Origin of the sequence: Streptomyces sp. NPDC088116, assembly GCF_044741745.1 — a bacterium.
Taxonomy (GTDB): Bacteria; Actinomycetota; Actinomycetes; order Streptomycetales; family Streptomycetaceae; genus Streptomyces.
The window spans coordinates 915,643-937,936 of record NZ_JBIUTF010000001.1; the positions used below are offsets into that span (position 1 = coordinate 915,643).

At 69.3% G+C, this 22,294-nt stretch carries 21 protein-coding genes; 8 read left to right on the forward strand and 13 right to left on the reverse strand.

Translation table 11 applies throughout. The annotated features are described in order from the left end of the window. Positions 1 to 4 precede the first annotated feature (4 nt). Both ACIOJD_RS03965 and ACIOJD_RS03970 read left to right on the forward strand, forming a co-directional pair. Positions 5 to 709: a hypothetical protein gene (locus tag ACIOJD_RS03965; protein WP_401908063.1), complete on the forward strand. Its 705-nt coding sequence runs from the start codon at positions 5 to 7 to the stop codon at positions 707 to 709. A gap of 247 nt (positions 710 to 956) precedes the next feature. Next, positions 957 to 1,889 carry a calcium-binding protein gene (locus ACIOJD_RS03970; RefSeq protein WP_401908064.1) on the forward strand — a complete coding sequence of 311 codons (933 nt, stop codon included), beginning with the start codon at positions 957 to 959 and terminating at the stop codon, positions 1,887 to 1,889. Between the two features lie 122 nt (positions 1,890 to 2,011). On the opposite strand, the gene ACIOJD_RS03975 is transcribed toward ACIOJD_RS03970, so the two are convergent. Then, complete coding sequence (locus tag ACIOJD_RS03975; RefSeq protein WP_401908065.1) at positions 2,012 to 3,331, reverse strand: LAETG motif-containing sortase-dependent surface protein; 1,320 nt, start codon at positions 3,329 to 3,331, stop codon at positions 2,012 to 2,014. A 357-nt stretch (positions 3,332 to 3,688) separates the two neighbouring features. Further along, positions 3,689 to 4,588, reverse strand: a complete 900-nt coding sequence (locus ACIOJD_RS03980) for an ornithine cyclodeaminase family protein (RefSeq protein ID WP_401908952.1) — start codon at positions 4,586 to 4,588, stop codon at positions 3,689 to 3,691. Between ACIOJD_RS03980 and ACIOJD_RS03985 the strand changes: the two genes are divergently transcribed. Together ACIOJD_RS03985 and ACIOJD_RS03990 are read left to right on the forward strand one after the other, a co-directional pair. After that, positions 4,587 to 5,846, forward strand: coding sequence for an amidohydrolase family protein (locus ACIOJD_RS03985; protein ID WP_401908066.1), 1,260 nt, complete (start codon positions 4,587 to 4,589; stop codon positions 5,844 to 5,846). The two genes, ACIOJD_RS03980 and ACIOJD_RS03985, sit on opposite strands and share 2 nt — an antisense overlap. Further along, complete coding sequence (locus ACIOJD_RS03990) at positions 5,843 to 6,214, forward strand: putative quinol monooxygenase (RefSeq protein ID WP_401908067.1); 372 nt, start codon at positions 5,843 to 5,845, stop codon at positions 6,212 to 6,214. Before ACIOJD_RS03985 ends, ACIOJD_RS03990 begins: the two co-directional genes overlap by 4 nt. A 59-nt stretch (positions 6,215 to 6,273) precedes the next feature. Here the strand turns inward: ACIOJD_RS03990 and ACIOJD_RS03995 are convergent, their stop codons facing one another. Beyond that, complete coding sequence (locus tag ACIOJD_RS03995; protein WP_401908068.1) at positions 6,274 to 6,780, reverse strand: PASTA domain-containing protein; 507 nt, start codon at positions 6,778 to 6,780, stop codon at positions 6,274 to 6,276. Then, the gene (locus tag ACIOJD_RS04000; protein ID WP_401908069.1) at positions 6,777 to 7,346 is read right to left on the reverse strand and encodes a SigE family RNA polymerase sigma factor; all 570 of its coding nucleotides are present in this window, start codon (positions 7,344 to 7,346) and stop codon (positions 6,777 to 6,779) included. Before ACIOJD_RS04000 ends, ACIOJD_RS03995 begins: the two co-directional genes overlap by 4 nt. A 1,368-nt stretch (positions 7,347 to 8,714) precedes the next feature. Here ACIOJD_RS04000 and ACIOJD_RS04005 point away from each other — a divergent pair. From ACIOJD_RS04005 to ACIOJD_RS04015, 3 genes are all read left to right on the forward strand, one after another. Then, positions 8,715 to 9,560 (forward strand): Scr1 family TA system antitoxin-like transcriptional regulator, encoded by an 846-nt coding sequence (locus ACIOJD_RS04005; protein ID WP_401908071.1) that lies wholly within the window; start codon positions 8,715 to 8,717, stop codon positions 9,558 to 9,560. Beyond that, on the forward strand, positions 9,557 to 9,751 hold the full coding sequence (locus ACIOJD_RS04010) for a DUF397 domain-containing protein (RefSeq protein ID WP_401908073.1): 195 nt from the start codon (positions 9,557 to 9,559) through the stop codon (positions 9,749 to 9,751). Before ACIOJD_RS04005 ends, ACIOJD_RS04010 begins: the two co-directional genes overlap by 4 nt. A 424-nt stretch (positions 9,752 to 10,175) precedes the next feature. After that, a complete protein-coding gene (locus tag ACIOJD_RS04015; protein WP_401908074.1) occupies positions 10,176 to 11,150 on the forward strand; it encodes a hypothetical protein in 975 nt (324 codons plus the stop codon). Between the two features lie 19 nt (positions 11,151 to 11,169). On the opposite strand, the gene ACIOJD_RS04020 is transcribed toward ACIOJD_RS04015, so the two are convergent. From ACIOJD_RS04020 to ACIOJD_RS04035, 4 genes are all read right to left on the reverse strand, one after another. Continuing rightward, the gene (locus tag ACIOJD_RS04020) at positions 11,170 to 11,619 is read right to left on the reverse strand and encodes a DUF5707 domain-containing protein (RefSeq protein ID WP_401908076.1); all 450 of its coding nucleotides are present in this window, start codon (positions 11,617 to 11,619) and stop codon (positions 11,170 to 11,172) included. 346 nt (positions 11,620 to 11,965) lie between these two features. Next, entirely contained in the window at positions 11,966 to 12,706 is a 741-nt protein-coding gene (locus ACIOJD_RS04025) for an SDR family oxidoreductase (RefSeq protein ID WP_401908077.1), read from the reverse strand. Positions 12,707 to 12,916: 210 nt separating this feature from the next. Next, entirely contained in the window at positions 12,917 to 13,345 is a 429-nt protein-coding gene (locus ACIOJD_RS04030; RefSeq protein ID WP_401908079.1) for a protein-tyrosine phosphatase family protein, read from the reverse strand. Positions 13,346 to 13,729: 384 nt separating this feature from the next. Continuing rightward, positions 13,730 to 15,568, reverse strand: coding sequence for a phosphoenolpyruvate carboxykinase (GTP) (locus tag ACIOJD_RS04035; protein WP_401908080.1), 1,839 nt, complete (start codon positions 15,566 to 15,568; stop codon positions 13,730 to 13,732). Positions 15,569 to 15,876: 308 nt separating this feature from the next. Here ACIOJD_RS04035 and ACIOJD_RS04040 point away from each other — a divergent pair, with 308 nt between their 5' ends. Beyond that, positions 15,877 to 16,599 (forward strand): hemolysin III family protein, encoded by a 723-nt coding sequence (locus ACIOJD_RS04040; RefSeq protein WP_401908082.1) that lies wholly within the window; start codon positions 15,877 to 15,879, stop codon positions 16,597 to 16,599. A gap of 84 nt (positions 16,600 to 16,683) precedes the next feature. Here ACIOJD_RS04040 and ACIOJD_RS04045 read toward each other — a convergent pair whose 3' ends face one another. The 5 genes from ACIOJD_RS04045 to ACIOJD_RS04065 form a co-directional block, all read right to left on the reverse strand. Further along, positions 16,684 to 18,504, reverse strand: coding sequence for an asparagine synthetase B family protein (locus tag ACIOJD_RS04045; RefSeq protein ID WP_401908083.1), 1,821 nt, complete (start codon positions 18,502 to 18,504; stop codon positions 16,684 to 16,686). Between the two features lie 63 nt (positions 18,505 to 18,567). Then, a complete protein-coding gene (locus ACIOJD_RS04050; protein ID WP_401908084.1) occupies positions 18,568 to 19,110 on the reverse strand; it encodes a hypothetical protein in 543 nt (180 codons plus the stop codon). A 25-nt stretch (positions 19,111 to 19,135) separates the two neighbouring features. Beyond that, positions 19,136 to 20,044: a hypothetical protein gene (locus tag ACIOJD_RS04055; RefSeq protein WP_401908086.1), complete on the reverse strand. Its 909-nt coding sequence runs from the start codon at positions 20,042 to 20,044 to the stop codon at positions 19,136 to 19,138. Beyond that, positions 20,041 to 21,084, reverse strand: coding sequence for a hypothetical protein (locus ACIOJD_RS04060; protein WP_401908087.1), 1,044 nt, complete (start codon positions 21,082 to 21,084; stop codon positions 20,041 to 20,043). The genes ACIOJD_RS04055 and ACIOJD_RS04060 overlap by 4 nt, the downstream gene beginning before the upstream one ends. Before the next feature lie 344 nt (positions 21,085 to 21,428). Beyond that, positions 21,429 to 22,283 (reverse strand): helix-turn-helix domain-containing protein, encoded by an 855-nt coding sequence (locus tag ACIOJD_RS04065; RefSeq protein ID WP_401908089.1) that lies wholly within the window; start codon positions 22,281 to 22,283, stop codon positions 21,429 to 21,431. Positions 22,284 to 22,294: the final 11 nt, after the last annotated feature.

Genomic DNA, 22,294 nt, shown 5'->3' on the forward strand with positions numbered 1-22,294 from the left:
TCTGATGTTGAGGCGAACCCTCCCGATCCCCGTCATCGCGCTCGTCCTGCTGACCGGCGCGTGCGGCTCGGACACCGATGGCGCAGGCGCGGAGACCGGTGCGACCGCCACCGCCGACGCGTCCGCCGAAGGGGCCGCGTGCCGGGAACTGCTCGGTGACGCGGGCGTGAAGTGGCTGGAGAGCGGAACAGGCGGGGCCGGGACGGTTCACATGAAGAGCCGCCACGGCCTTGAGCAGGCGCGCTCGATGCTCAGCGGCCAGATCAAGAACTGGGAGCCGGGGAAGAAGGGGATTCCGACGTACGCGGAATCCGATGTCTGCGGGGTGACGGCGGACAGCTACCCCGGGAGCGAACTCGCCCTCGAATACCGGCCCTCCATCCTCCCCTTCGACGCTCCCATCACCGGTTCCACCGACAGCGACCTGACCGAGACGCCGGTGAACTCGGACGTACGGCTGCTGCGTCGAGTCGCCGACGGCGACGATGTCGAGTACATCGTTTTCGTCACCTGCAAGCTGCCGGGTACCCCGGCACAGCAGGAGAACGCCGTACCGATCGAGGGACGGATGACGGACACGCTCACCGGCGACGACAGCGAGCGCGACCGCTTCACCTATCTGCTGCATTCCGCGCGGGTATTGACGGGCGAACTCGGCTGCCAGAACAAGCCCGTTGTCCCGGCCGAGCCGCCGGCGTCGGTGAAGTAGCCCTGTTCCAGGGGCCTTCGGGCCCCTGGAACAGCCCTCTCACCATGATGAATTTCTCTTGAACCACGCCTGACGAACAAAGGGCCAATGGCGACTGATCCGCCAAACGCCGCTGGTCAGTACGTATGTGGGGGCAGCCGTGCCCCGAATTGCGCACCTGTGCCGCGCGATCCGGCGTGCAACCGTCCGCAAACCTCAGGGCTCTCAAACAATTGTAAGAACCACATACGCCCTATGGAGGTTTGCCATGTCCTCTCCCCTCGTCAACCGCCGGGTTGTGCGCGCCGCTTCGGCTCTGACGCTGGCTCTCGGAACGGGGCTGGCCGGTCCGCTTCTCCTGGCCGGTACGGCCGGCGCCGCGACCTCCTCGGTCACCGCCACGAAGGCGTCGGCGACCGCCGCGTTCAGCGCGACCGATCACGCGATTCTCTACACGGCCGCCTCCGGCCAGACCAACAAGGTCGCGGTCACCGCGTCGTGGACCAGCGGCGTCGAGAAGATCACCTACGTGATAGACGACTCCGTCGCGATCAGCGCGGGCACCGGCTGCACGTACCCCGACAGCGCCGACCGGACCAAGGTCTCGTGCACGGTCGACGCCCTGGAAACCCAGGACCCGTACTCCACCCTGAAGGTGGCCCTCGGCGACGGCGACGACCACGCCACGTACGACAACAACACCGACCAAGCCTACTACTTGGCCACTCTCGACCTCGGCGCCGGCGCGGACACACTGACCGAGAACGAGAGCGTCAACGGCAACTTCGTCATCGGCGGAGCGGGCGACGACACCATCACGGCGGGCAAGTACACGGTGGCCTCCGGCGGTGACGGCGACGACACGATCCACGCCGCCGCCGGATCCATCGCGCAGGGTGGCAACGACAACGACACGATCTACTCCAACGGCGACGACAGCATCGTCGACGGCGACGAGGGCGACGACGAGATCCACGGCGCCGCGGGCGCGCAGAGCCTGTCCGGCGGCGACGGCAACGACGCGATCGACGGCGGTGCCGGAAACGACTTCATCTACGGCGGGAAGGGCAACGACATCCTGCACGGCGACGAGGGCGACGACACGATCTACGGGAACAGCGGGGACGACGAGCTGTACGGCGGCGCCGGCACGGACACCCTCTCCGGCGGCGCGGGCAAGAACGTCGTCGAGCAGGACTGACCGCTCCACACCTCGGCCGCGATCCTGAGTCGCACAGCTGGAAAGGGCGCCCCCCGGGAAAGGGGGCGCCCTTGCTCATGGAGCGGCCGAACGCCGCCGCGCCATGGTGTTGTGACGGTACGTCAGGAGGCCGAGCCGGCCTTGCGGCGGCGGACGACGAAGATCGCGCCGGCGCCCAGTGCCACGGCCGCACCGGCCGCCGCGGCGAGCTGCGGAAGGACCGAGGAGGAACCGGTGTCGGCGAGGGCGCCGGTGGCGGCGGGAGTGCCGGAGCTCACCGGGGTGTTGGACGTGCCGCCCTGCGGCTTGGTGTTCGGGGTTCGCGGTGTGGTCTTGCCGGGCCCGGCGTCGCCGACCTCACCGGGGGTACTGCCGGCGGCGAGGAGAGCGAAGGCGTACTCGGTCAGGAAGTTGCCGCCACAGGACTCGTCGTCGTTGAAGTAGTCACCGGCGACGAACGCGAGGCCGTCCCCGGCCGGGGCCTTGGCGTCGACCTTCAGGCGCAGCTTCACATCGGCGTGGGATCCGGCCTTCAGCGGACTGATGGACCCGGCGTAGCCGCCCTCGTCCACCTTCTTCCACGCCGGGGAGGCGGCGGTCGACCACTGGAGGTGGAAGGCGTCGTCGATGACGTTGTAGCCGCTCTTGTCCGTCGCGTGGAAGTAGACGAACGGGGAGACCTCGTCCATCGTCTTGTCCGTACCGTTGGTCACGCGGACCGAGAAGTCGGTCGTCGAGCCCGCGACGATCTTGGACGGCAGGCCGTTGACGACGGTGCTGAGCTTGCCCTCGTAGACACAGTCCGGCCCGCCTTCCTCCTCCTCCGCCTCCTCCTTGGCATCGGCGAGCGCCTTGTCGGCGGCGTTCTTCGCCTTGAGAGCCTCGTCCTTGGCCTTCTGGGCCTTGTAGTACTCCCGGGCGGCGGCGACACGAGCGTCATCGACGGCCTTGCCGGCCGTCGCGGCCTTCGCGTCGGCGACGGTCTTGGCGTCCCCCGCGGTCAGGGCGACGGCTTCGGCGTCGGTGACGGCCTTCTCCGCGGTGGCCTTCTGCTCGTCCGTGGCGTCCTCGGGCAGTTCGGCAAGGACTGCCTTGGCGTCGGCGAGCGCCTTGTCGGCGTTCGTCTTGGCGGTGGCGGCGTCGGCCGCCTCCTTCCTGGCGGCCTTCGCGGCGACGGCGAGGGGCGCGTCGTCGGAGAGCGCGGCGTCGAGGACGGCCTGCGCGGTCTTCTCCGCGGCGACGGCGTCCTCGTACGCCTTCAGCGCCTTCTCGGCGGCCTTCTCCAACTCCTCGATGGAGGGCTTGTCCTGGGCGTCCCGCTGCTGTGCCTGCGACGCGCCGGACGACTTGGTGTCGGCGAGCGCGGGCGTGACGGAGAGCAGGACGACGGGTGTGGTCACGGCGATGACAACGGCCGTGGCAAGAGTGCGGCGAATCTTCAACGGAGTCCTTCGCGGGTCCGAAAAGCAACGTGGATAAAGGCAGTGCGACACAAGCGGGTTCGGCAAAAGGGCGAGGCAGCCGCTGCGGTGGCACTCACGCAGGGCTTCGTTCGGTGATGGTATGAACGAAAACACCCTTGTAGGAAGCACGTCAGGCAGGCGACGGGCGCGGCACATCGCTCTCGCACGCGGGCAATTGCCGCATAGGGGGAGAGTTGCCTTCCGCACGCGGGGCACTTTCGTGATCCATGTCACGAGGTGCCCGAGTCCGCCTGACACGTGCCTCATCGCTCTTTCGGGCGGAGCCACCCGCCCGTTCCACATCTCCTCGATCACACGTTCAGCGCGCGGCTCCGCTCAGGGGAGGAACTTGTCGGCCAGCAGGCGGGCGATGGCCCAGTCCTGCATGGCGACGCCCACGGTCTTGAAAACGGTCCGCTTGCTTCCCGGGGCCGTGGGCGCGGACAAGGCGGTGCCGAGTTCGATGAGATCGTCTTCGGTGATGGCGTTGGCCTTGAGCGCGTGAAGGATTTCACCGGACTCTTCGAGGATCGCGTCGAGTTCGTCGATGATCACGGTGCTGCTCGCGAGGAGTTCGTCGGGCAGCTCGCGCATGGTGGGGCGGAAGGCGCCGATGGCGTTGACGTGGACCTGGGCGGGCAGGGCCTGTTCGGGGAAGAGCGGGCTGGTCGCGTTGGTGGCACAGCAGACGATGTCGGCCTCTCCCACCGCGGACGCCGCGTCGGTCGCGGTGCGGATGTGCGTCCCGTTCAGTTCCGGGGCCAGCTGTTCGGCGAGTGCTTCCGCGCGGCGCGGGTCACTGTCGACCACGGTCAGTTCGCGCAGTGGCCGCACGGTATGGACGGCGCGGACCTGGTCGGGTCCCTGGCCGCCCGCCCCGATCAGGGTCAGGCGCCCGGCGCCGGCGGGGGCGAGCAGGTCGGTGGCGACGCCGACGACGGCGCCGGTACGCAGGGTCGTGACCGTCCCGGCATCGGCGACCAGGGAGTCGAGGCGTCCGGTTTCGCTCCATACGACCGTGCCGGCGATGGCGGGTGCGCGGTCGAAGTTCAGGCTCAGCGTCTTGATCATGGCGGAGGCGGTGGCCCGGTGGTGCGCAGACATCACCAGGAACTGCCCGTCCCGCAGCACGGCGCGAGTGGGCATCTCGAACTCGCCGGCGGCGAGCCCCACGAAGCCCTCGACCGGACGACCGGACGACCGGACGACCGGACGCCCAGTGGAGGACCATCCGATGGCAGCCTCACCCCACCGCCTCGTCGTACTCGATGCCGCTGTCCTCGACCCCAGCGACGGCTCTCTGCGTGAAGGCTGCGTCGTGGTGGAGAACGACGTGATCGTCGATGTCGCCGACACGCCACCGCGGTTGACCGAGTCCGAGGTGATCCACGCCCGGGGACGCGTCGTGATGCCCGGTCTCATCGACTGCCACGTCCACGTGCTCAGCGTGGAGACCGATCTCGGCCTCTCCACCCAAGGTTCCCCGCTCTACCTGGCGGCACGAGCCTCGCGGCTGCTCTCCGACATGCTCGGGCGCGGGTTCACCACCGTGCGCGATGTCGGCGGCGCCGACTACGGAATCGCACGCGCGGTGGAGGAAGGGATCTTCCCCGGCCCCCGGATCGTCTACGGCGGCCCGGCGCTGTCACAGACCGGCGGGCACGGCGACTTCCGCGGACAGGGCGAGACCTGCTGCCATTCGCTGCCCGGAGGTCCGGCCATCGGGCGTGTCTGTGACGGCGTCGACGCCGTCCGTCGCGCCTGCCGGGAAGAGATCCGCAACGGCGCCGCCCACCTGAAACTGATGGCCGGCGGCGGCATCGCCTCGCCCACCGACCGCATCGACTCCGCGCAGTTCTCCCGCGACGAGATCGCGGCCGCGGTCGAGGAAGCCGACAACGCCAACATCTACGTCACCGCCCACGCCTACACCGCGCCCTCCATCAACCGAGCCCTGAGTCTGGGAGTGCGCTGCATCGAACACGGCAATCTCCTGGACCAGGAGTCCGTGGACCTGCTCCGCGACAACGACGCCTACCTCGTTCCGACACTCGCCATCGGACAGCTCCTGGCCTCCGCCGAAGGAGCCGGCTACGGCGTGACCCCGGAGTCACGGGAAAAGGCCCGGTACGCGGTGAACCGCGGCATGGAAGGACTGGCCCTGGCCCACCGGGGCGGGGCGAACGTCGCGTTCGGCACCGACTTCATCGGCTCCATGCACCCTCACCAACTGGAGGAGTTCCGCGTCCGGGCCGAAGTCCTCAGCCCCTTGGACGTGGTCCGATCGGCCACCACGACCGCCGCCGAACTGCTCCGGATGAGCGGCAGGATCGGGACGGTGGCCCCCGGGGCACGGGCCGACCTGCTGATCGTCGACGGCAACCCGGCCGAGGACATCTCCGCTCTCCTCGACCCCCGGCGCCGCCTGGTGGGCATCGTCGCCGGTGGCCGTGTGATCAAGAACCGTACGGACGAACCGGAGGCCGCCCGATGAGCCGGTTCCGCTCGTTCCTGCTGGTCCGTCCCGCCCCGGGCCATGTCCATGACGCGCTCGACTTCTTCCGCGAGCGCGAGATCATCGAGGCGGCCTTCCCCTACGGCGTGCTGTCGGGAAAGATCCTCGTCCCCGAGACCGACCCGGAAGACTTCATGGTGACCTCGCTGTGGGGCGACGACTCCGGGTACGAACGCTGGTGCGCGTCGGCCGAGAGGGCCGCATTCCTCTCAAGTGTCCTGCCGTTGCTGGCCGCTGAGGACGCGCTCACCGGATGGACCGGGCCGGACACCGGCTCGCCCGGCGAGGAGTACAGGCCCGGTACCCCCCTGCGGGTCGCGCACGACGCCGTCGCCCGCCCCGCGTAGCCGAAGCGGGACGGGACACGGCCTCTCAGGTCAGCTCACGTCAGCTCAGGCATCTCCGGTCAGCCGCCGCAGAGCGTCAGGTTGATGGTGTCGCCCTTGGACACGACAGCCGGGCTGTGCGGCTCGACCGCGATGACGGTGCCCGGCTTGCCGGTCTTGCCGCAGGACTGCTCGCCGACCGTACCGAGTTCGAGCTGACTCTTCAGCAGCAGCTGCTTGGCGAAGTCCAGGCTGAGGCCCCCGAATTCAGTCTTGTACTTGCTGCCGGACAGCACCACGTCGGCGGCGTCGCCGTCGGTCGCGGCGCCCACGGCGGCGGGCTTGCGGTCGTCCGAACCACCGGCCCCTGCGGTGGCCAGGGCGGTGCCACCACCGGCCACGATCAGGGCGGCGGCGATACCCGCTATGGCCGTGCTCCGCCTGCGGCGGGTCTTGCGCACGATGCCGGTCGTGTCGAAGTCCGGTGCGTCGGCGGAGTTCGCGAAGTCGTTCATGGCGTTCACCAGTTCCTCTTCGAAGGGTGTGTGACTGGTGCAGCCGGAAGGCCGCGAATCGTTCGGAGTCATCGGGTTCCTTCCGTGGGCTGCGGTGCTGAAGGGCCGGAGAGCGCGGGGGACTGGCTTCTGAGCTTGTCGATTCCGCGAGCGAGCTGGGACCGTACGGTGCTCGGTGAGATCCGGAGGTCGGCCGCGATCTCGGCGTCGGACAGTTCATGGAAGTACCGCAGCACCACCACCGTGCGCATGCGCATCGGCAGTTGCTGCAAGGCGCGGACCAACTGGTCCCTGCTGTCTATACGCCCGTACTCATCGCCCGGAGCCGCCCTGTCGCCGGTGTCCTGCTGCGGAACCATGCGACGGAACCTCCGCCACCGGTCGTTCGCCAGGTTCACCATGATCCGCCGCACGTACGCGTCCGGAGCATCCTTGGCGGCGATCGTGCGCCACTTGCGACAGGTCCGCTCCAGGGTTTCCTGGACCAGGTCCTCCGCCGCCTCGCGGTTCCCCGTCAAGACGAGGGCGCCACGGAACAACGCGGCCGACCGGGTCGCGACGAAACCGTGGAAATCGATCTCCGCCGACTCGGCCTCGCCGAGGCCGGCGCCCAGCTTCCACTCAGTCGCCAGATCCATACGCTCCGCCCTTCCTGTCACCCCTCCTCGACGTGGGAGCCCACTGATCTGCTGCACGGCCGTTCTGTGAGCCGGGTCACAAGCCCTGGCGTGGACGCCGAATTGGGCGGGGCGAGCCTGGAACCGTCAACCAGGCTCGCCCCTTGCGGCAGGCCGGACCCCGTTGCCATGAAGTCCGGCCCGTTCTCCTCGAACGCGGCCCGCTCCGCAACAGACCGCCCGAGGTTCTCTCCGGCGCCCGCGACTACCGGAGAGAGGCTGTGTGGTGGCGCGCCCGCTCCAGCCACCGGAAGAGAGCGACGAACCGCCCCCGCGTACGGTGGGTCCGCCTGCGCCCCGGAGGGGTCGACAAAGCCGGGGAGTACGAGCCGGGTACGGTCACGGGCCACACCGCCAGGGAGTAAAGCCCGGTGTGGTCAGAGGCGTTGACGGTCACCGGGCCGCCGTACCGGAGCTGGTCCCGCGCGGCACGCTGCACGTCCCCGTCAGAACACCAGCGGCGCAACTCGTCGGGCACATCAGGAAGTCCGGCAGGCGCCTGATGAAGAACCCTCCCCGAGAGCCAGGGCGCCCGGGGGTCCGGATCGAGACCGTCAGCGATACGGCGAGCCTGCGCACGGAGCCAGCGGAGCGCCAGCTCCGACGAAACCGTCCGGCAGTGACCGAGCACCGTACGAACGGTCCCGCCGTTCACCGGGCCCTCCCCGATCACGGTCGCGGTGTACACGGTGAACGTCACGCCGCACCGCCCACGGCGCCGAACAGATCCCCGTGCGGTCCGGGCGGGCACGTGAAGCCGGGGGATCACTTGGCATCACCCGACCGCCGATGTGGGTGCGCGGCGATCTGGCGGGTGCACTCCAAGACCGTTGACGCCCCGATCCCGCGATGCGCGTTCTCCCGCCGCCTGTCCCACCAGGCGCACACCTCGCACCCGTCGACCGGCTCCAGATCGCACGGCGGAGACCACACGGCGGGCGAGATTCCCAATTGACGGCGCTCACTCGGCACCATGAGCACACCACCGTTCAAGCCCGGCGAGAGCGGCAGCGAGGAGAAGTGGTGTCGGCTCCGCGTACGCACTCGGCACCTCGACGGGCAGTAACCGCCAGAAGGCCAGGTCCTCTACACTGTCGGCCAACTCGGCGTCGTTATGGGTAGGTTCATGGTGGTCCGCCATCGGTCACCCTTCCGTCCGCACGGACTCCTGAGAGCGGGGTGTTCAGAGTGCGACACGGAGCGTTACCTTAAAAAGCCCTTCGGCACCCAACCTGCAAGTTGGGTGTGCTGGCATATGACCAAGCGGATGACCTGCACACCTACGGCAGACGGCATCGACTTTCAGACCTTTGATGAAGGAGATTCATCGTGGTTGGTCAGCGTGAAGTTGACGGAGGGGAGAACGGCGAGGTGAGTAATCCGCGAAGAGAGTTCGGGGAGGCTCTGCGTGATGCGCGCGAGTTGCGTCCTGCGGGCAAGTGGACGCAAGCGCAACTTGCCCGAGAAGTTAGAACGTCCAGCTCTATGATCTCGCGCATTGAAGGCGGAGACCTTCCGATTCCCGGCAACCTGCCGTCGATTTTCGATCAAGTCTTTGCGACAGACGGGAAGTTCAAGCGCCTTTACGAGCTGATCCAGGCGGACGGCTTTCCCGCTCACTCGCGGCGACGGATCGGGCTGGAGCCCCACGCTGTGGCCATCGCGGAGTGGACGCAGACGGTAGTGCCCGGTCTTCTCCAGACGGAGGGGTACGCGCGTGCCCTCTTCCGGGCAGGCGACCCTCGGGCCGGCGACCGAGAGATCTCGGCCATGCTGACAGCCAGGCTCGCACGGCAAGACGTCTTCAAGCGCAGCTCGCCGCCCGACTTTTCCGCCGTCCTCTGCGAGTCGGTGATCAGACGTACCGTCGGTGGCCCGGACGTGATGCGGGATCAACTGGCCGCGCTGCTGGCACAGGGGGCACGTCACACCAGCGTGGTGCAAGTCCTGCCCCTGACTGCTGGCTGCCACGGACTGATGGACGGCACGATGTCGATTCTGACACCGCCGGATGGGGCAATAATCGTGTACACGGAAGGCATCCGCTCCGGCGCGATCATCGAAGATCCTGGTTCCGTGCGGGAGCTGGCCCGGTCCTACGATGTGCTGACCGCATCGGCGCTCTCGCCCGACGCATCCGCATGTCTGATCCTGACGCATATGGAGGCGCTATGACCCACAACTGGGTCAAGTCCAGCTACAGCAGCCAGGACGGCGGGAACTGCATCGAGTGGGCGCCGTACACGCAGGCCCACGAGGCGGGCATCCCGGTACGAGACAGCAAGCACCCCACCGGCCCCGTACTCCTACTCTCCCCCGAAGCCTGGACAGGCCTGGTCGAGTTCGCCAAGCACGCCGAGGCCTAGGGTCTTTCGTTTGGATCAGGCCGGATCAGGGAGCGGGGTCTGGTGCCGTGGATCGCAAGGCGGAGGAGTGAGGCGACGCGGAGCGTCGTGGAGTGACGACAACGCGGCGAGGCGCGGTGCCGGGGCACGCGAGCCCGGCAAGATCCAAACGAGAGGCCCTAGCCGACCCGCGTCCCGCCGGGCGACCCTTTTCGGGCAACTCGCCCGCGCCCGGAACCGCTTCGCGGCGGGCGCTGTGCGGATGCCCTCCAGTACGGGAGCCATCAGCAGGAGTACCGGCCCACCTCAGGAATACGCGCACTTCTCGGTCATCGCCCCCGTGTGGCGCAACCCTCCGGCGCCGATGGCCGTCTTGCTTTCGCCAGCGCGTCTTCCTCCAGAGGTCTTCGCCTGTTTCCCTGACGTCTCACAAAGGTGTTCTTCCATGCGTGTCCTGCCTCATGGCCGTCCCACTTCCCGCACCGCCGTCGCCGCGCTCAGCGCTGCCGCGCTGATCGCGCTCGGCGCGGCGCCCGCAGCGGTCGCCGAGGAGTCCGCACCCGAACTGGCCCTGGGAAATATCGCCCCGATCGACAACGTGAAGCCGGGCAGCAGCGTCGATGTGCCCGTAACTGTCACGAACAACGGAACCAATGCCGCGGAGAAGGTCTGGGTCTTCTACTCCGTCACCCGCGGATTCGACTATGCGGATCTTCCGTCCAACTGCACGTCGCACCAGGTCACCGCGTACGACGAGATGACGGCCAAGTGGAACGCGGTCTGCGAGTTCGACCAGAAGGCGGAGCCCGGCGTCGCCTACGCGCCCGAGAAGCCCCTCGCGCTCAAAGCACTGGACCGCGCTCTCAACGACCATCTGCGGGTGACCGTCGGGGACTCGGAGCCGGAGCTGGACGAAGCGGCCACACCGCCGGTGCGAGGGACCGCACCCGCTGTGAAGCTGGTCGAACGGCCCGCCGGGGGCGAGGCCGTCGAGGATGTCGTCGAGGTGCCGGTCACATCGCTCAACACGGCCGACATACAGACGGCGGGAGCCCACCTGAAAGGCCGTGTCGGCGACACGGTGACCCTGCGGGTGCAGTACAAGAACGCCGGTCCCGCCTGGGTGCTGGCCCCGCTGGACAGTACGCCCTTCAGTGTCCTCGTCACGCCTCCCGCCGGAACGTCGGTCGTGAAGTCCGACGGGTACTGCGACGCCGAGGGCAAGGCGTACTCCTGCGGCACCAGCCAGCGGTGGGTGGATGAGGACGAGGACCACACCTACACCTTCAAGCTGAAGATCGACAAGAAGGTGGCGGGCGCCAAGGGCTCGGTCGCGCTGAGCCCCGAGGCACGGCCGTACGACCCCGACAAGACGAACGACAAGGCCGACATCACGTTGGACGTGACCTCTCGGGTGTGAGAGGTCACGTCCCGGCGGGTCAGCGCGTGACGTCGAAGGCCGCGGCCTCGGGCACGAAGAGTGTGTCTCCGTCCTCGGCCGTCGCCAGCGCGGAGATGTGCCAGGCGCCCTCGGGCAGGTCGGCGGCCTCCTCGCGGCCGACCGCCAGGGTGTAGGTGCACCGAGACGTCTCCGCTGTGGACTTCTCGCACGTGGCGCTCTCGACGTGCGCCATGTCCTCAGCGGTCGGCTTGAGGTCCGAACTCTTCGGCCAGGCAAGGACCTTGAGGCTCCGGACTCCCGAGTCGTCGGTCACCTTCGCGGTGAAGGTGACCGAGCCGTCGGCGGTGGCGGTCGGGGCGACGTAGCGGGCCGAACCGTTCTCCACAGTCGGCTCGGCGGGTGTGGCGGCCGACGCGATGCCACCGATCGCGATACCGCCGACAGCGACAGCACCGACAAGTGACGAGACAACAATGCGCTTGGACATGGGAATTCCCCTCGGAATGGCGACTACGCCGACCGGTAACGCATCTGTTCAACAGCCGTACGGAACAATTCCTCCGCGTCGGCCGCCCACAAAAAGAATGCGCTGGGCGCCGATCAGGAGGACCGGGAAGAACTGTTTGTCGATGCGTTCTTGATGTCTCCGAGACTATGGCCGCCGGAATGCGCGGCAATCGGGCTCCGGGATGATCGCCGCCTCCAACCAGAGATAGAGCCCAGCGCCCTGCGTACATCCGCGTCGGACCGGACGGGACCGGATCGGATCCCGTCGAACGGGACCGGATCGGATCCCGTCGGATCGGATCGGACCGAGCCTCGACACCCGGTGGTCACCGGCCTCCGGAGATCCTCAGGACCGCCCCTGTGGTGTACGAGGCGTCGGCGGACAGGAGCCAGGCGATGGCGCCGGCGATCTCGGCGGGTTCACCCGGGCGTCCGAGCGGGGTGGCGGCCGCCGCCCGTGCCGGGCGGTCGGGGTCCCCCATGGTGGCGTGTATGTCGGTGTTGATGACGCCCGGCGCGACGGCATTGACGCGGATGCCGTCGGGGCCGAGTTCCTTGGCGAGGCCGACAGTGAGGGCGTCGATGGCCGCCTTGGTCGCGGCATAGTGGACGTAGTCGCCGGGGCTGCCGAGCGTGGCCGCGGCGGAGGAGACGTTGACGATGGCTCCGGAACCGTGAACCGCCATGTCCCTGGCCGCTCGTCGGCAGCACAGCAGGTAGCCCAGGAAGTTCACGTTCACCACCCGCCGCAGGTCCTCCGTACGGGCATCGGCGAGTCTGCCGAGGGGGCCGGTCACACCGGCGTTGTTGACCAGCCCGGTCACCGGCCCGAGTTCGGTCGCGGCGGTGTCGAACAGCCGCTCCACGTCCGCCTCGTCGGAGGTGTCCGCCCGTACGGTGACGCAGCGCGCCCCCGCCGCCCGCACGGCGTTCGCCGTCTCCTCGGCGGCTCCGGCGTCGCTGACGTATCCGAGGGCCAGGTCATGCCCCTCGGCTGCCAGCCGGACGCAGGTCGCGGCGCCGATTCCTCGGCTGCCGCCTGTGACGAGAGTGACCGGACGTGACACTGCTGCCTCCTGTGATCGCGTGCAGGTGCGTGGAGCGGCACCTGTTCAGGTGCGTGGAGCAGCACCGAGCCGTACTCCACCACGGGCATCCCACCACGAAGTCCTGGCAGTCCGGGTGAGGAGAGGAACATGCCGCGTCGCGCTGAGCGCGTCACACCGAGCGCGTCGCTCCGGCGCGTCGAGCGGTTGCCCCGCGTGCGCCACCAGGACCTACGGGAAGCGGGAGACGAAGCGGCGTTGCCACGGTGTCTCGACGGCGCGTCGCGCGTAGTGCTCGCGTACGTAGGCGACCGCCTCCGCCTGCGGCACCCCGTCCAGTACCGCGAGGCAGGCCAGAGCCGTACCGGTGCGTCCGTATCCGCCGCCGCAGGCGACCTCGACGCGTTCCGTCCCGGCGCGCTCCAGGGCCTCGCGCAGCGCGTCGGCCGCCGCCGGCCGGTCGGACGGCAGCCGGAAGTCCGGCCAGCGAAGCCACCGGAACTCCCAGTCGACGGCGGGTGGTTGGTGGCCCAGCAGATACAGAGCGAAGGTGGGCACCGGGCCCTCGGGAAGCGGCCGCCGCAGCCCCCGGCCCCGTACGAGCCGACCCGACGGCAGTCGCAACACGCCCGCGGCGGCGGGCTCCCACAACGAAGTCACCCGCGCGAGCGTAGCCCGGCACACGGATCCCCGGACCGGAATCACGGAACCGGGGCCGAGTCCCCGGGCCGGAGAACAGTCCGGGCATGCGCACGACCCGCGCCCCGGAGCCATGCGGGGCTCCGGGGCGCGGGTCGTGCGTGCCTGGGGCGTGCCACGACGGGCGGACGCCGCGCTCACGCCTCAGGCCGAGTTGCTCATCCCTCAGGACGAACTGGTCACGCCCCAGGACGCCCTGGTCACGCCCAGGGCGAACCGGTCGCGCCTCGGGACGGACACGTCACGTCCCAGGGCGAGTTGGTCACGCCTCGGAACGGACACGTCACGCCCAGGACGAACCGGTCACGCCTCGGGCCGAACTCGTCACGTCCCAGGGCGAGTTGGTCAGCCCAGGCGCTCGACCAGCGCGTGGTACTCGTCCCACAGCTCCTTCGGCGTGTGGTCGCCGAAGGTGTTGAGGTGCCCGGGGACCAGCGCCGCCTCCTCGCGCCAGACCTCCTTGTCGACCGAGAGCAGGAAGTCCAGTTCGGAGCCGGACAGCGCCAGGCCGTCCGTGTCGAGGGACTCCTTCGTCGGCAGGATGCCGATCGGGGTCTCGACGCCCTCGGCCTTGCCGTCCAGGCGCTCCACGATCCACTTCAGTACGCGGCCGTTCTCACCGAAGCCCGGCCACACGAACTTGCCCGCCTCGTCCTTGCGGAACCAGTTCACGTAGTAGATCTTCGGCAGCTTCGACTGGTCCTTGTCCGCGCCGACCTTGACCCAGTGGCCCATGTAGTCGCCCATGTTGTAGCCGCAGAACGGCAGCATGGCGAACGGGTCGCGGCGCAGCTCGCCGACCTTGCCCTCGGCCGCGGCCGTCTTCTCGGAGGCGACATTGGCGCCGAGGAAGACGCCGTGCTGCCAGTCGAAGGACTCCGTGACCAGCGGTACGGCGGAGGCGCGGCGGCCACCGAAGAGAATCGCCGAGATCGGGACGCCCTTGGGGTCCTCCCACTCGGGCGCGATGATCGGGCACTGACCGGCCGGGACGGTGAAGCGGGCGTTGGGGTGGGCGGCCGGGGTGGCGGACTCCGGCGTCCAGTCGTTGCCCTTCCAGTCCGTGAGGTGCGCGGGCAGTTCCTCGGTCATGCCCTCCCACCACACGTCGTTGTCGTCGGTGAGCGCGACGTTGGTGAAGACCGAGTTGCCCCACATGGTCTTCATGGCGTTGGCGTTGGTGTGCTCGCCGGTTCCGGGCGCGACGCCGAAGAAGCCCGCCTCGGGGTTGATCGCGTAGAGCCGGCCGTCCTCGCCGAACCGCATCCACGCGATGTCGTCGCCGATGGTCTCCACGGTCCAGCCGGAGATGGTGGGCTCCAGCATGGCGAGGTTCGTCTTGCCGCACGCGGACGGGAAGGCCGCCGCGACGTACTTCGACTCACCCTGCGGCGGCGTCAGCTTGAGGATCAGCATGTGCTCGGCGAGCCAGCCCTCGTCGCGGGCCATGACCGACGCGATGCGCAGCGCGTAGCACTTCTTGCCCAGCAGGGCGTTGCCGCCGTAGCCGGAACCGTACGACCAGATCTCGCGCGACTCGGGGAAGTGCGAGATGTACTTGGTGGTGTTGCACGGCCACGGCACGTCGGCCTCGCCCTCCGCGAGGGGCGCGCCCAGCGTGTGGACGGCCTTGACGAAGAAGCCGTCGGAGCCCAGCTCGTCGAGGACGGGCTGTCCCATCCGGGTCATCGTGCGCATCGAGGCCGCCACGTACGCGGAGTCGGTGATCTCGACACCGATCGCGGACAGCGGCGAGCCGAGCGGGCCCATACAGAACGGCACGACGTACATCGTGCGGCCCCGCATCGATCCGCGGAAGACACCCTTGTCACCCTTGGAGCCGTCGCCGGTGAAGATCTCCCGCATCTCCGCCGGAGCCTTCCAGTGGTTCGTCGGGCCCGCGTCCTCCTCCTTCTCGGAGCAGATGAACGTACGGTCCTCGACGCGCGCCACATCGCTCGGGTCGGAGGCGGCGTAGTACGAGTTCGGCCGCTTGATGGGGTCCAGTTTCTTGAACGTGCCCTTGGCGACGAGCTCCCCGCACAGGCGCTCGTACTCACTCTCGGATCCGTCGCACCAGACGACCTTGTCCGGCTGCGTGATTTCTGCGATCTCGTCGACCCAGGAGATCAGCTCCTGGTGGTCGGTGGGGACGGTAGTGGGAGCCGCGATGTCGCGCGCCACGATTGCTCCTTGGTGAGGGATTTTAGGTGATATGCCCCTTGGGGGCTGCGACCCGGATGCTTCGTAGCTGCTCATCCGGTGCCGACCGCACTCATTTGATCATCCGACTCATGCGCCCATATGTCCAGAGGGCCTCACACGTGAGCATCGCCACTCCTGCGACATGCATGAGGCACGCCTGAGACATCCCGCAGGCACTTCCGCGCCATGCACGCGACAGCGCGAACACAGCGCGGAACAACGCGGCACAGTGAGTGACGAGACGAAGCGCGAGCTGCTACCTACGCAGGCGTAGGTAGCATGAACCCATGACTCCTGCCGCGTCCGACGACCCGCTCGCGAACTCCCAGCAGTCCGAGCAGTCCAAAGGGGGGCCCGTCGAGATTCAGCTGCCGAGCCCGGTCAAGCCGAAGCTGCGTGGCTGGCTGCACGCGGGGATGTTCCCCGCCGTGCTGATAGCGGGACTGGCACTGATCGTCCTGACCGATTCCACCCGCGCCCGGGTCGCGTGCGGGATCTACGTCCTGACGGCCTGCCTGCTCTTCGGAGTCAGCGCGGTCTACCACCGCGGCACCTGGGGTCCGCGCGGCGAAGCCGTACTGCGCCGGCTCGACCACGCCAATATCTTCCTGATCATCGCGGGCACCTACACCCCGCTGACCATGCTGCTGCTGCCCGAATCGAGCGGCCGGATTCTCCTCTGGGCGGTCTGGGCCGCCGCCATCGCCGGTATCGCCTTCCGGGTCTTCTGGGTCGGCGCACCGCGCTGGCTCTACACCCCCTGCTACATCGCGATGGGCTGGGCCGCCGTCTTCTTCCTGCCCGACTTCCTGCGCACCGGCGGGATCGTCGTACTCGTCCTGGTGATCGTCGGCGGGCTCCTCTACAGCGCGGGCGGCGTGATCTACGGGCTCAAGCGCCCCAACCCGTCACCGCGCTGGTTCGGCTTCCACGAGGTGTTCCACTCCTTCACCCTGGCCGCGTTCGTCGTGCACTTCGTGGGGATCTCCCTCGTGGCGTATCAGCACTGACCCCTTGGCCTGTCAGCACGGACATCGTGGCTTATCAGCACGGACATGCAGCGGCCGCCGCACCACGACGGCGGCCGCCGATGCTCACCGAGGCCCGATGTCGTAGGCGCGCAGCCACAGTTCCAGGGTGAGCACGAGCCACAGTTTCCCGCCCTGCCGGGGCAGCAGCGTGCCCTCCCGCCGCATCCACGCGCGTACGGTGTCCTCCCGGAACAGCCCCCGGGCGCGCGCCTCCCGGCCCAGCAGAAGATCGCCGGCCAGCTCCCGCAACGGCCCACCGAGCCACTGCTGCACCGGCACCCGCATACCGCTCTTGGGCCGGTCCACGACGGTGCCGGGCAGCAGGTCCCGTACGGCCTCCTTCAGCACCCACTTCTCCACGGCGCCGTTCAGCTTCCAGCGCGGTGGCGTGGCGAAGGCGTGATCCACCACCCGCCGGTCGAACAGCGGGGCGCGGCCCTCGATGCCCTGGGAGGCGGTGAGCCGTTCGACCTTGGTGAGGATGTGGTGGGCGCCCTTGGTCCGCAGGTTGCAGTGCAGGAGCTGGTTGAGCAGATGGTTCATCCGGCCGTCCCTGGCCTCGGGGCGCAGATACGGAGTGACGAACCGCTGCGGGCGCGGCGCGGCGGCGAGGGCCTCCAGCGCGTCGGCGGTGAGCAGGTCGGGCAGGTCGGTGAAGCACTTGCGGTACGAGCGCAGATACGCGGTCTCGCGCGCGTCGTCCTCGTTCACCCCGTATCCGCCATGTCCGCCGTATCCCCCGTATCCGCCGGGCACGTCGTCGCGGTGCATCTCCTGTACGAGCATGGGCAGGTTCTTCGGGCCGCCGAACACCGGGTCGCCACCTTCCCCGTTGAGCACGACGTTCAGGCCGTCGCCCGCCACGGCCTCCGCCAGCATCAGGTTGGGCACGGTCAGCGGATCCCCGACGGGACTGTCGAGCAGCCCGGCGGCCTCCGCGAGGCGCGAGGCGACGGCGTCCCCCGACACGTCGAGCACCCGGTGCCGGGTGTGGCAGTGCGCGGCGACGAGGCCCGAGTAGCCCAGTTCGTTGGGGAGTTCGTCGCCGAAACTGATGGAGTACGTGTGGACGGGGTGGGCGTGCAGCTTGGCGGCCAGCGCGGTGACCAGCGAGCTGTCGACGCCGCCGGAGAGCAGTACGCCCACGGGCTGCGCGTCCGGCAGCCGCATCGCCGTGGCCTCCTCCAGCAGTTCGCGCAGGCGCAGGGCATACGGCTCGGACGAAGACGAAGCGGCGCGCCCCTCGCTCTGCTCCCCGATCCGCTCCTCCGGCTCCCAGTACGGCTCCTCCGCCACGGACCCGTCCGCCGAGAGCCGCAGGCAGCGCCCGGGGAGCACCTCCCGTACACCGCGCAGCAGCGTCTCCTCGCCCGGCAGATACGCGAACGTCAAGAAGGAACGTACGGCGGCCAGTTCGAGCACCGTCCCGAGCGCCGGCCAGCGGCGCAGCGACCGCAGTGAGGTCGACGCGGCCCAACAGCCGTCGGCACGGGCGTAGAACAGGGTGCGGGCGCCCACATGGTCCCGGATCAGGACCAGTTCACCGCCGTCGTGCACGGCGAGCGCGAACATGCCCTCCGCCGCGCGGATCCCGGCGGCGCCGAGCCGCGCCCAGCAGCGCAGCAGCAGTTCGCCGTCCGGGCAGCCGGGCGGGGCCGGGGCGCCGGACCCGGCGAGCGTGGTGAGGAGTTCGGGCCGGTTGTGCAGGGTGACCTCGCCCACGGCGGTACGGCCGTACGCGGTGAACGGGCCGTCGGCGGGGCCCGGTTCGCCCTCGACCAGCGCGACGCCGGGCGTGTCGGCCCGTACGGTGGCGCCCATCGCGGCGAGCTGGTCCGCCGCCCGGTCAGGGGTCGCCGCCAGGCAGGCGCAGAAGCGGGCCATGGTGATCTCGTCCTCTCGTCCTCTCGTTCTGCGGCTCAATTCTCGTCGCACGGCTCGTACGGATCATCCGAAGTCGTCGTCGCTCCAGCCGCCGTCGCCGTCGGAGTTCCAGCCGTCGTCGGAGTCCCAGTCGCCGTTGTCGCCGCTGTCGCCGCCACCGCTGCCGCCCCCTCCTTCGCCTCCCCCGGAGGAACTCTGAGCCGCCGCCTGCTGCCGCAGTTCCTCCTCCTCTTCGGGACTCAGCGCCTCCGGCGGCAGCTGGGCCGCCGTGACGGCGAGGGCCGCAAGACCGAGTCCGCCCAGGAGAGCGCCCATGCGCCCGCCGAACGACGTCCTGTTGACCAGAACCGTTTCGCCCCGGCCCCAGACCGTACGGCCGTAACCGATGTCCCGGCCGTACGTCACGGTGCCGTTCGCGTACTGCCGTTTGATGATCCGCCCGCCGAGGAGTTCGTCGGTGCCCGAGGCGCCCTGGTTGTCGCGCCAGCTCACCCGGAGACCGGCGTCCCGCCGGCGCCACTCCTCACGCCCGTCCTCGTATCGGCGGTGGACGCTTCCGTCCGCGAGCAGTTCATCCCGGTACGAGATTTCGCGTGGCCGATTCATCGCCTCTTGTCCTTGTATCGCCTGGTCAGTTCGTCGGCCATGTCATAAATCCCGCTGTGCGCAACTCACGCAGCCCGCTCCACGCGGAGTGGCCGGACATCCTGGGGCCACGCACCAGACGCAGGACCGCCCGCAGCAGCCGGTCCGGGGGTACGGACTCCACCTCGGCGAACCGCCCTTGGGCGAGCCAGTCGAGTTCGTGGCGTCCGAGCCCGGCGGGCAGGCCGGCGGCGCCGAGATCCCGTGCGGGACCGCGCCGCGACAGCAGGCGCAGGGCGGTGGCGTGCCGGGGTACGAGCCCCATGGACGTGACCCGCATGCCGGGGGCTGTTGGGGCGCCCGAGACTGCGACGGCGCGGGAGACTTCGGCGCGCACCCGTGCGGTGAGCGCGATGCCCTCCACGCTCGCGTCGTGCAGGACGTGCACGGTGGCGCCCTCCACCCTGCCGAGTCCGGTCAACAGCCGTGCGTCGAGGGGCAGATCGTCGGCGGCGAACACCGGGCAGGCGGCTTCCAGATGCACATCGTTCGCGAGGAGCATCCGGGCCACGGAACGGCTCTGGCAGACGAGCAGCCGAGGCAGACCGTAGTCGTAGAGGTCGGGCTCCGAGGGCTGTCGGGACTCCTGGGGCTCCCGGGGCTCGGGTACGGCGGCCAGCAGCCCGGCCACGTCCCCGTGACGGCGCAAGGCCTCCTCGTACCGCTCGTACCGTACGAGAGGTACCGGCAGGTCGGGCAGGGACAGCCGGGCGGGCAGGAACGGTATCCCGCGTGGGACCGCGCGCAGCGGGCGGCGCAGGACGCGGCACAGCTCGTAGTACAACTGGCGTTCGGTGAACCGGATCCGGCCGGGCGCGCCCGCGCGGGCGGCGGCGGTGACGAGGGCGCGGTCGAGGAGCCGGGTACCGAGGCCGGCCGCGACGCGTGTGGTCATCGGGCGCCCTCGCCGGGCCAGGTGAGGAATCCGACGGCCTCGGCCTCGCGCCGGTCGGACTCCTCCTCGCGCCGGTCGGAATCGGCGGCGGTGACGCGTTCGGCGGCCCGCGTGACGACGGCGAGGAGCTTGGCTGGCGGCACCCCGAGGAGCGGGCACGACCAGCCCTTGGCCAGCCAGTCCACTTCGGCGGTGGTCAGCGCGGCGGAGTCGCGCAGCTGACGGACGAGCTGAGGCGCCGGTTGGCGGCTGCGCACCGGCACCGCGCCCCGCGCGCTCATCACGGCGCGCAGCGGCATCCCGGCGTCCACGACCGTGCGCCCCGGCAGCGCGTCGCGGGTACGCCGGGCCAGCAGGCATCCGTTCGCGTCGGCGTCGTGCAGGACGATGACGGGCACCGCGTCCGGCACCTGCCGGACATCGGTGGCGAGGGCGATACCGAATCGCTCCGGCATCCCGTTGGCGGCCAGGAAGGCGAGCACGCCCGGGTCCGGACAGAGCAACGCGGCGCGCGGACTGCCCTTCAGGGCCCCGGCCGGCACCCTCGCCTCGTCCACGACCCCGGCCGGGAGCGCGCCGTACACATCCGTCCACTGGTGCGTCAGGGTGTGGCGGAAGCCGCTGAGCGGGAAGGTGATCCTGCCCTGCGAGCTGCCGTTCGCCATGAGGCTCACGCCGACGACGACGCATATGAGCAGCGGGATCCCGAAGAGGAGGAACCCATCGTTCTCCTCGCCCCCGGAGAGGCCGACGGCCAGCCCGCCGGCGCACAACAGCGCACCGGTCATCATCGCGACAACCCCCTTGCGCCTGCTCTTCACCCTGAGCGTCCTGCGCGACAGAGCGAACCAGAGCTGGGCGACGGTGACCGTCAGCCGCCCACCATCGGTGATCTTCTCCCCGACCCGGCGGACCCGCAGGTCATGAAGGCGCAGCGCGTTGGTCTTGGGGTCGTAGACGAACGTCCGCCGGCACTTGGAGCAGGTGGAACCGGGCCGCTCCTTCCGGAGCAGGTTCTGGGCACAGTGCGGGCAGATCACCGGGAACCCTCCAGCACTGCGGCGACGTACGGCGGTTCACCCGTCGGCCGCCGATCCGTCCCCCTCGGTCCGGACCGAGGGGAACCAGCACACACCTCGGACATCGACACTCCCCCCAAGACGCTCAAGAAGCTCAAGAAGCTCAAGAAGCTCCCCCAACGCTGTCGCCAGGCACACGATCGCACCCTGAACCCCGATCGGGAACACGTGGAGGGGATGTTGTGACCGAACATTGGCGTTTCCGCAGGTAATCAGGGCAGGCACCGGAGTTCCCGTCAGAGCGTTCGCCTCTGCCACTGTCGGCATCGTCCTCGGAGTGTTGTGACGCGGGCACGCCCACGACGTCATTGATGAGGGCCCAGTGCGCGACGAGCCGCGTTGATGACGTTGTGGGCGTCGGACTCGTACACAGCCGACTCGCGAAGGGTGCGCCAGACCTTCGAGTACAAGGCGACGTTGTCGGCGTCGTCCAACCACATCTCGGCGTGCCAGTCCTCGGCGACCACCAAGCGGTCGTCAAGGGCCCAGAAGCCATTGGCGGGCACGATCTTGACCGATGCCGTGAACGGGATGATGCCGAGCTCGACCGTGTCCATGCCGATCATCCCCCTGAGCCGGTCGAGCTGGGCGATCAGCACCGAGGGCGGGCAGATCAGCGACCGCAACGCGGCTTCCCACATCAGCACGTGCAGCTTGCGGCCCGGCCGGTACAGCCACTCCTGACGCTGCGCCCGGGAGCGCACGGCGGCCTCGATGTCGTTGGCTCCGCCCAGCAGCTCCGCATAGCGCTGGATGACGTGGCGGGCGTACTCGGGAGTCTGCAACAGACCGGGGACCACCGACTCTTCCCAGATCCATATCTGTGAGGTGCGGTCGATCTCCGCGCTCAGCCCCTCGTACAGCGGCTTGAAGCCGTTCGCCAGCGCGCGACGCCATGACCTGATGTGGGACTCGAACCCGGCCAGCCGGGCCGCAAGCTCGGGGTACACGCCCGGCTGCTCGGTCGCGTCGGCCCACGCCTTCAAGTCCTCGGGGGTGGCCGTCTGCTTGCCGTTCTCCAGTTTGCTGACCTTGGAGCCCTGCCAGCCGAGCCGCTGGGCGAGCTGCTGACCGGTGAGCCGACCGCCAGGGCAGGTGAGCCGAAGTTCGCGCAGGCGCACCCCCAAGGCCGCCCGTGCCTGCTGATAGTCAGTGCTCACCGGTCACGCGC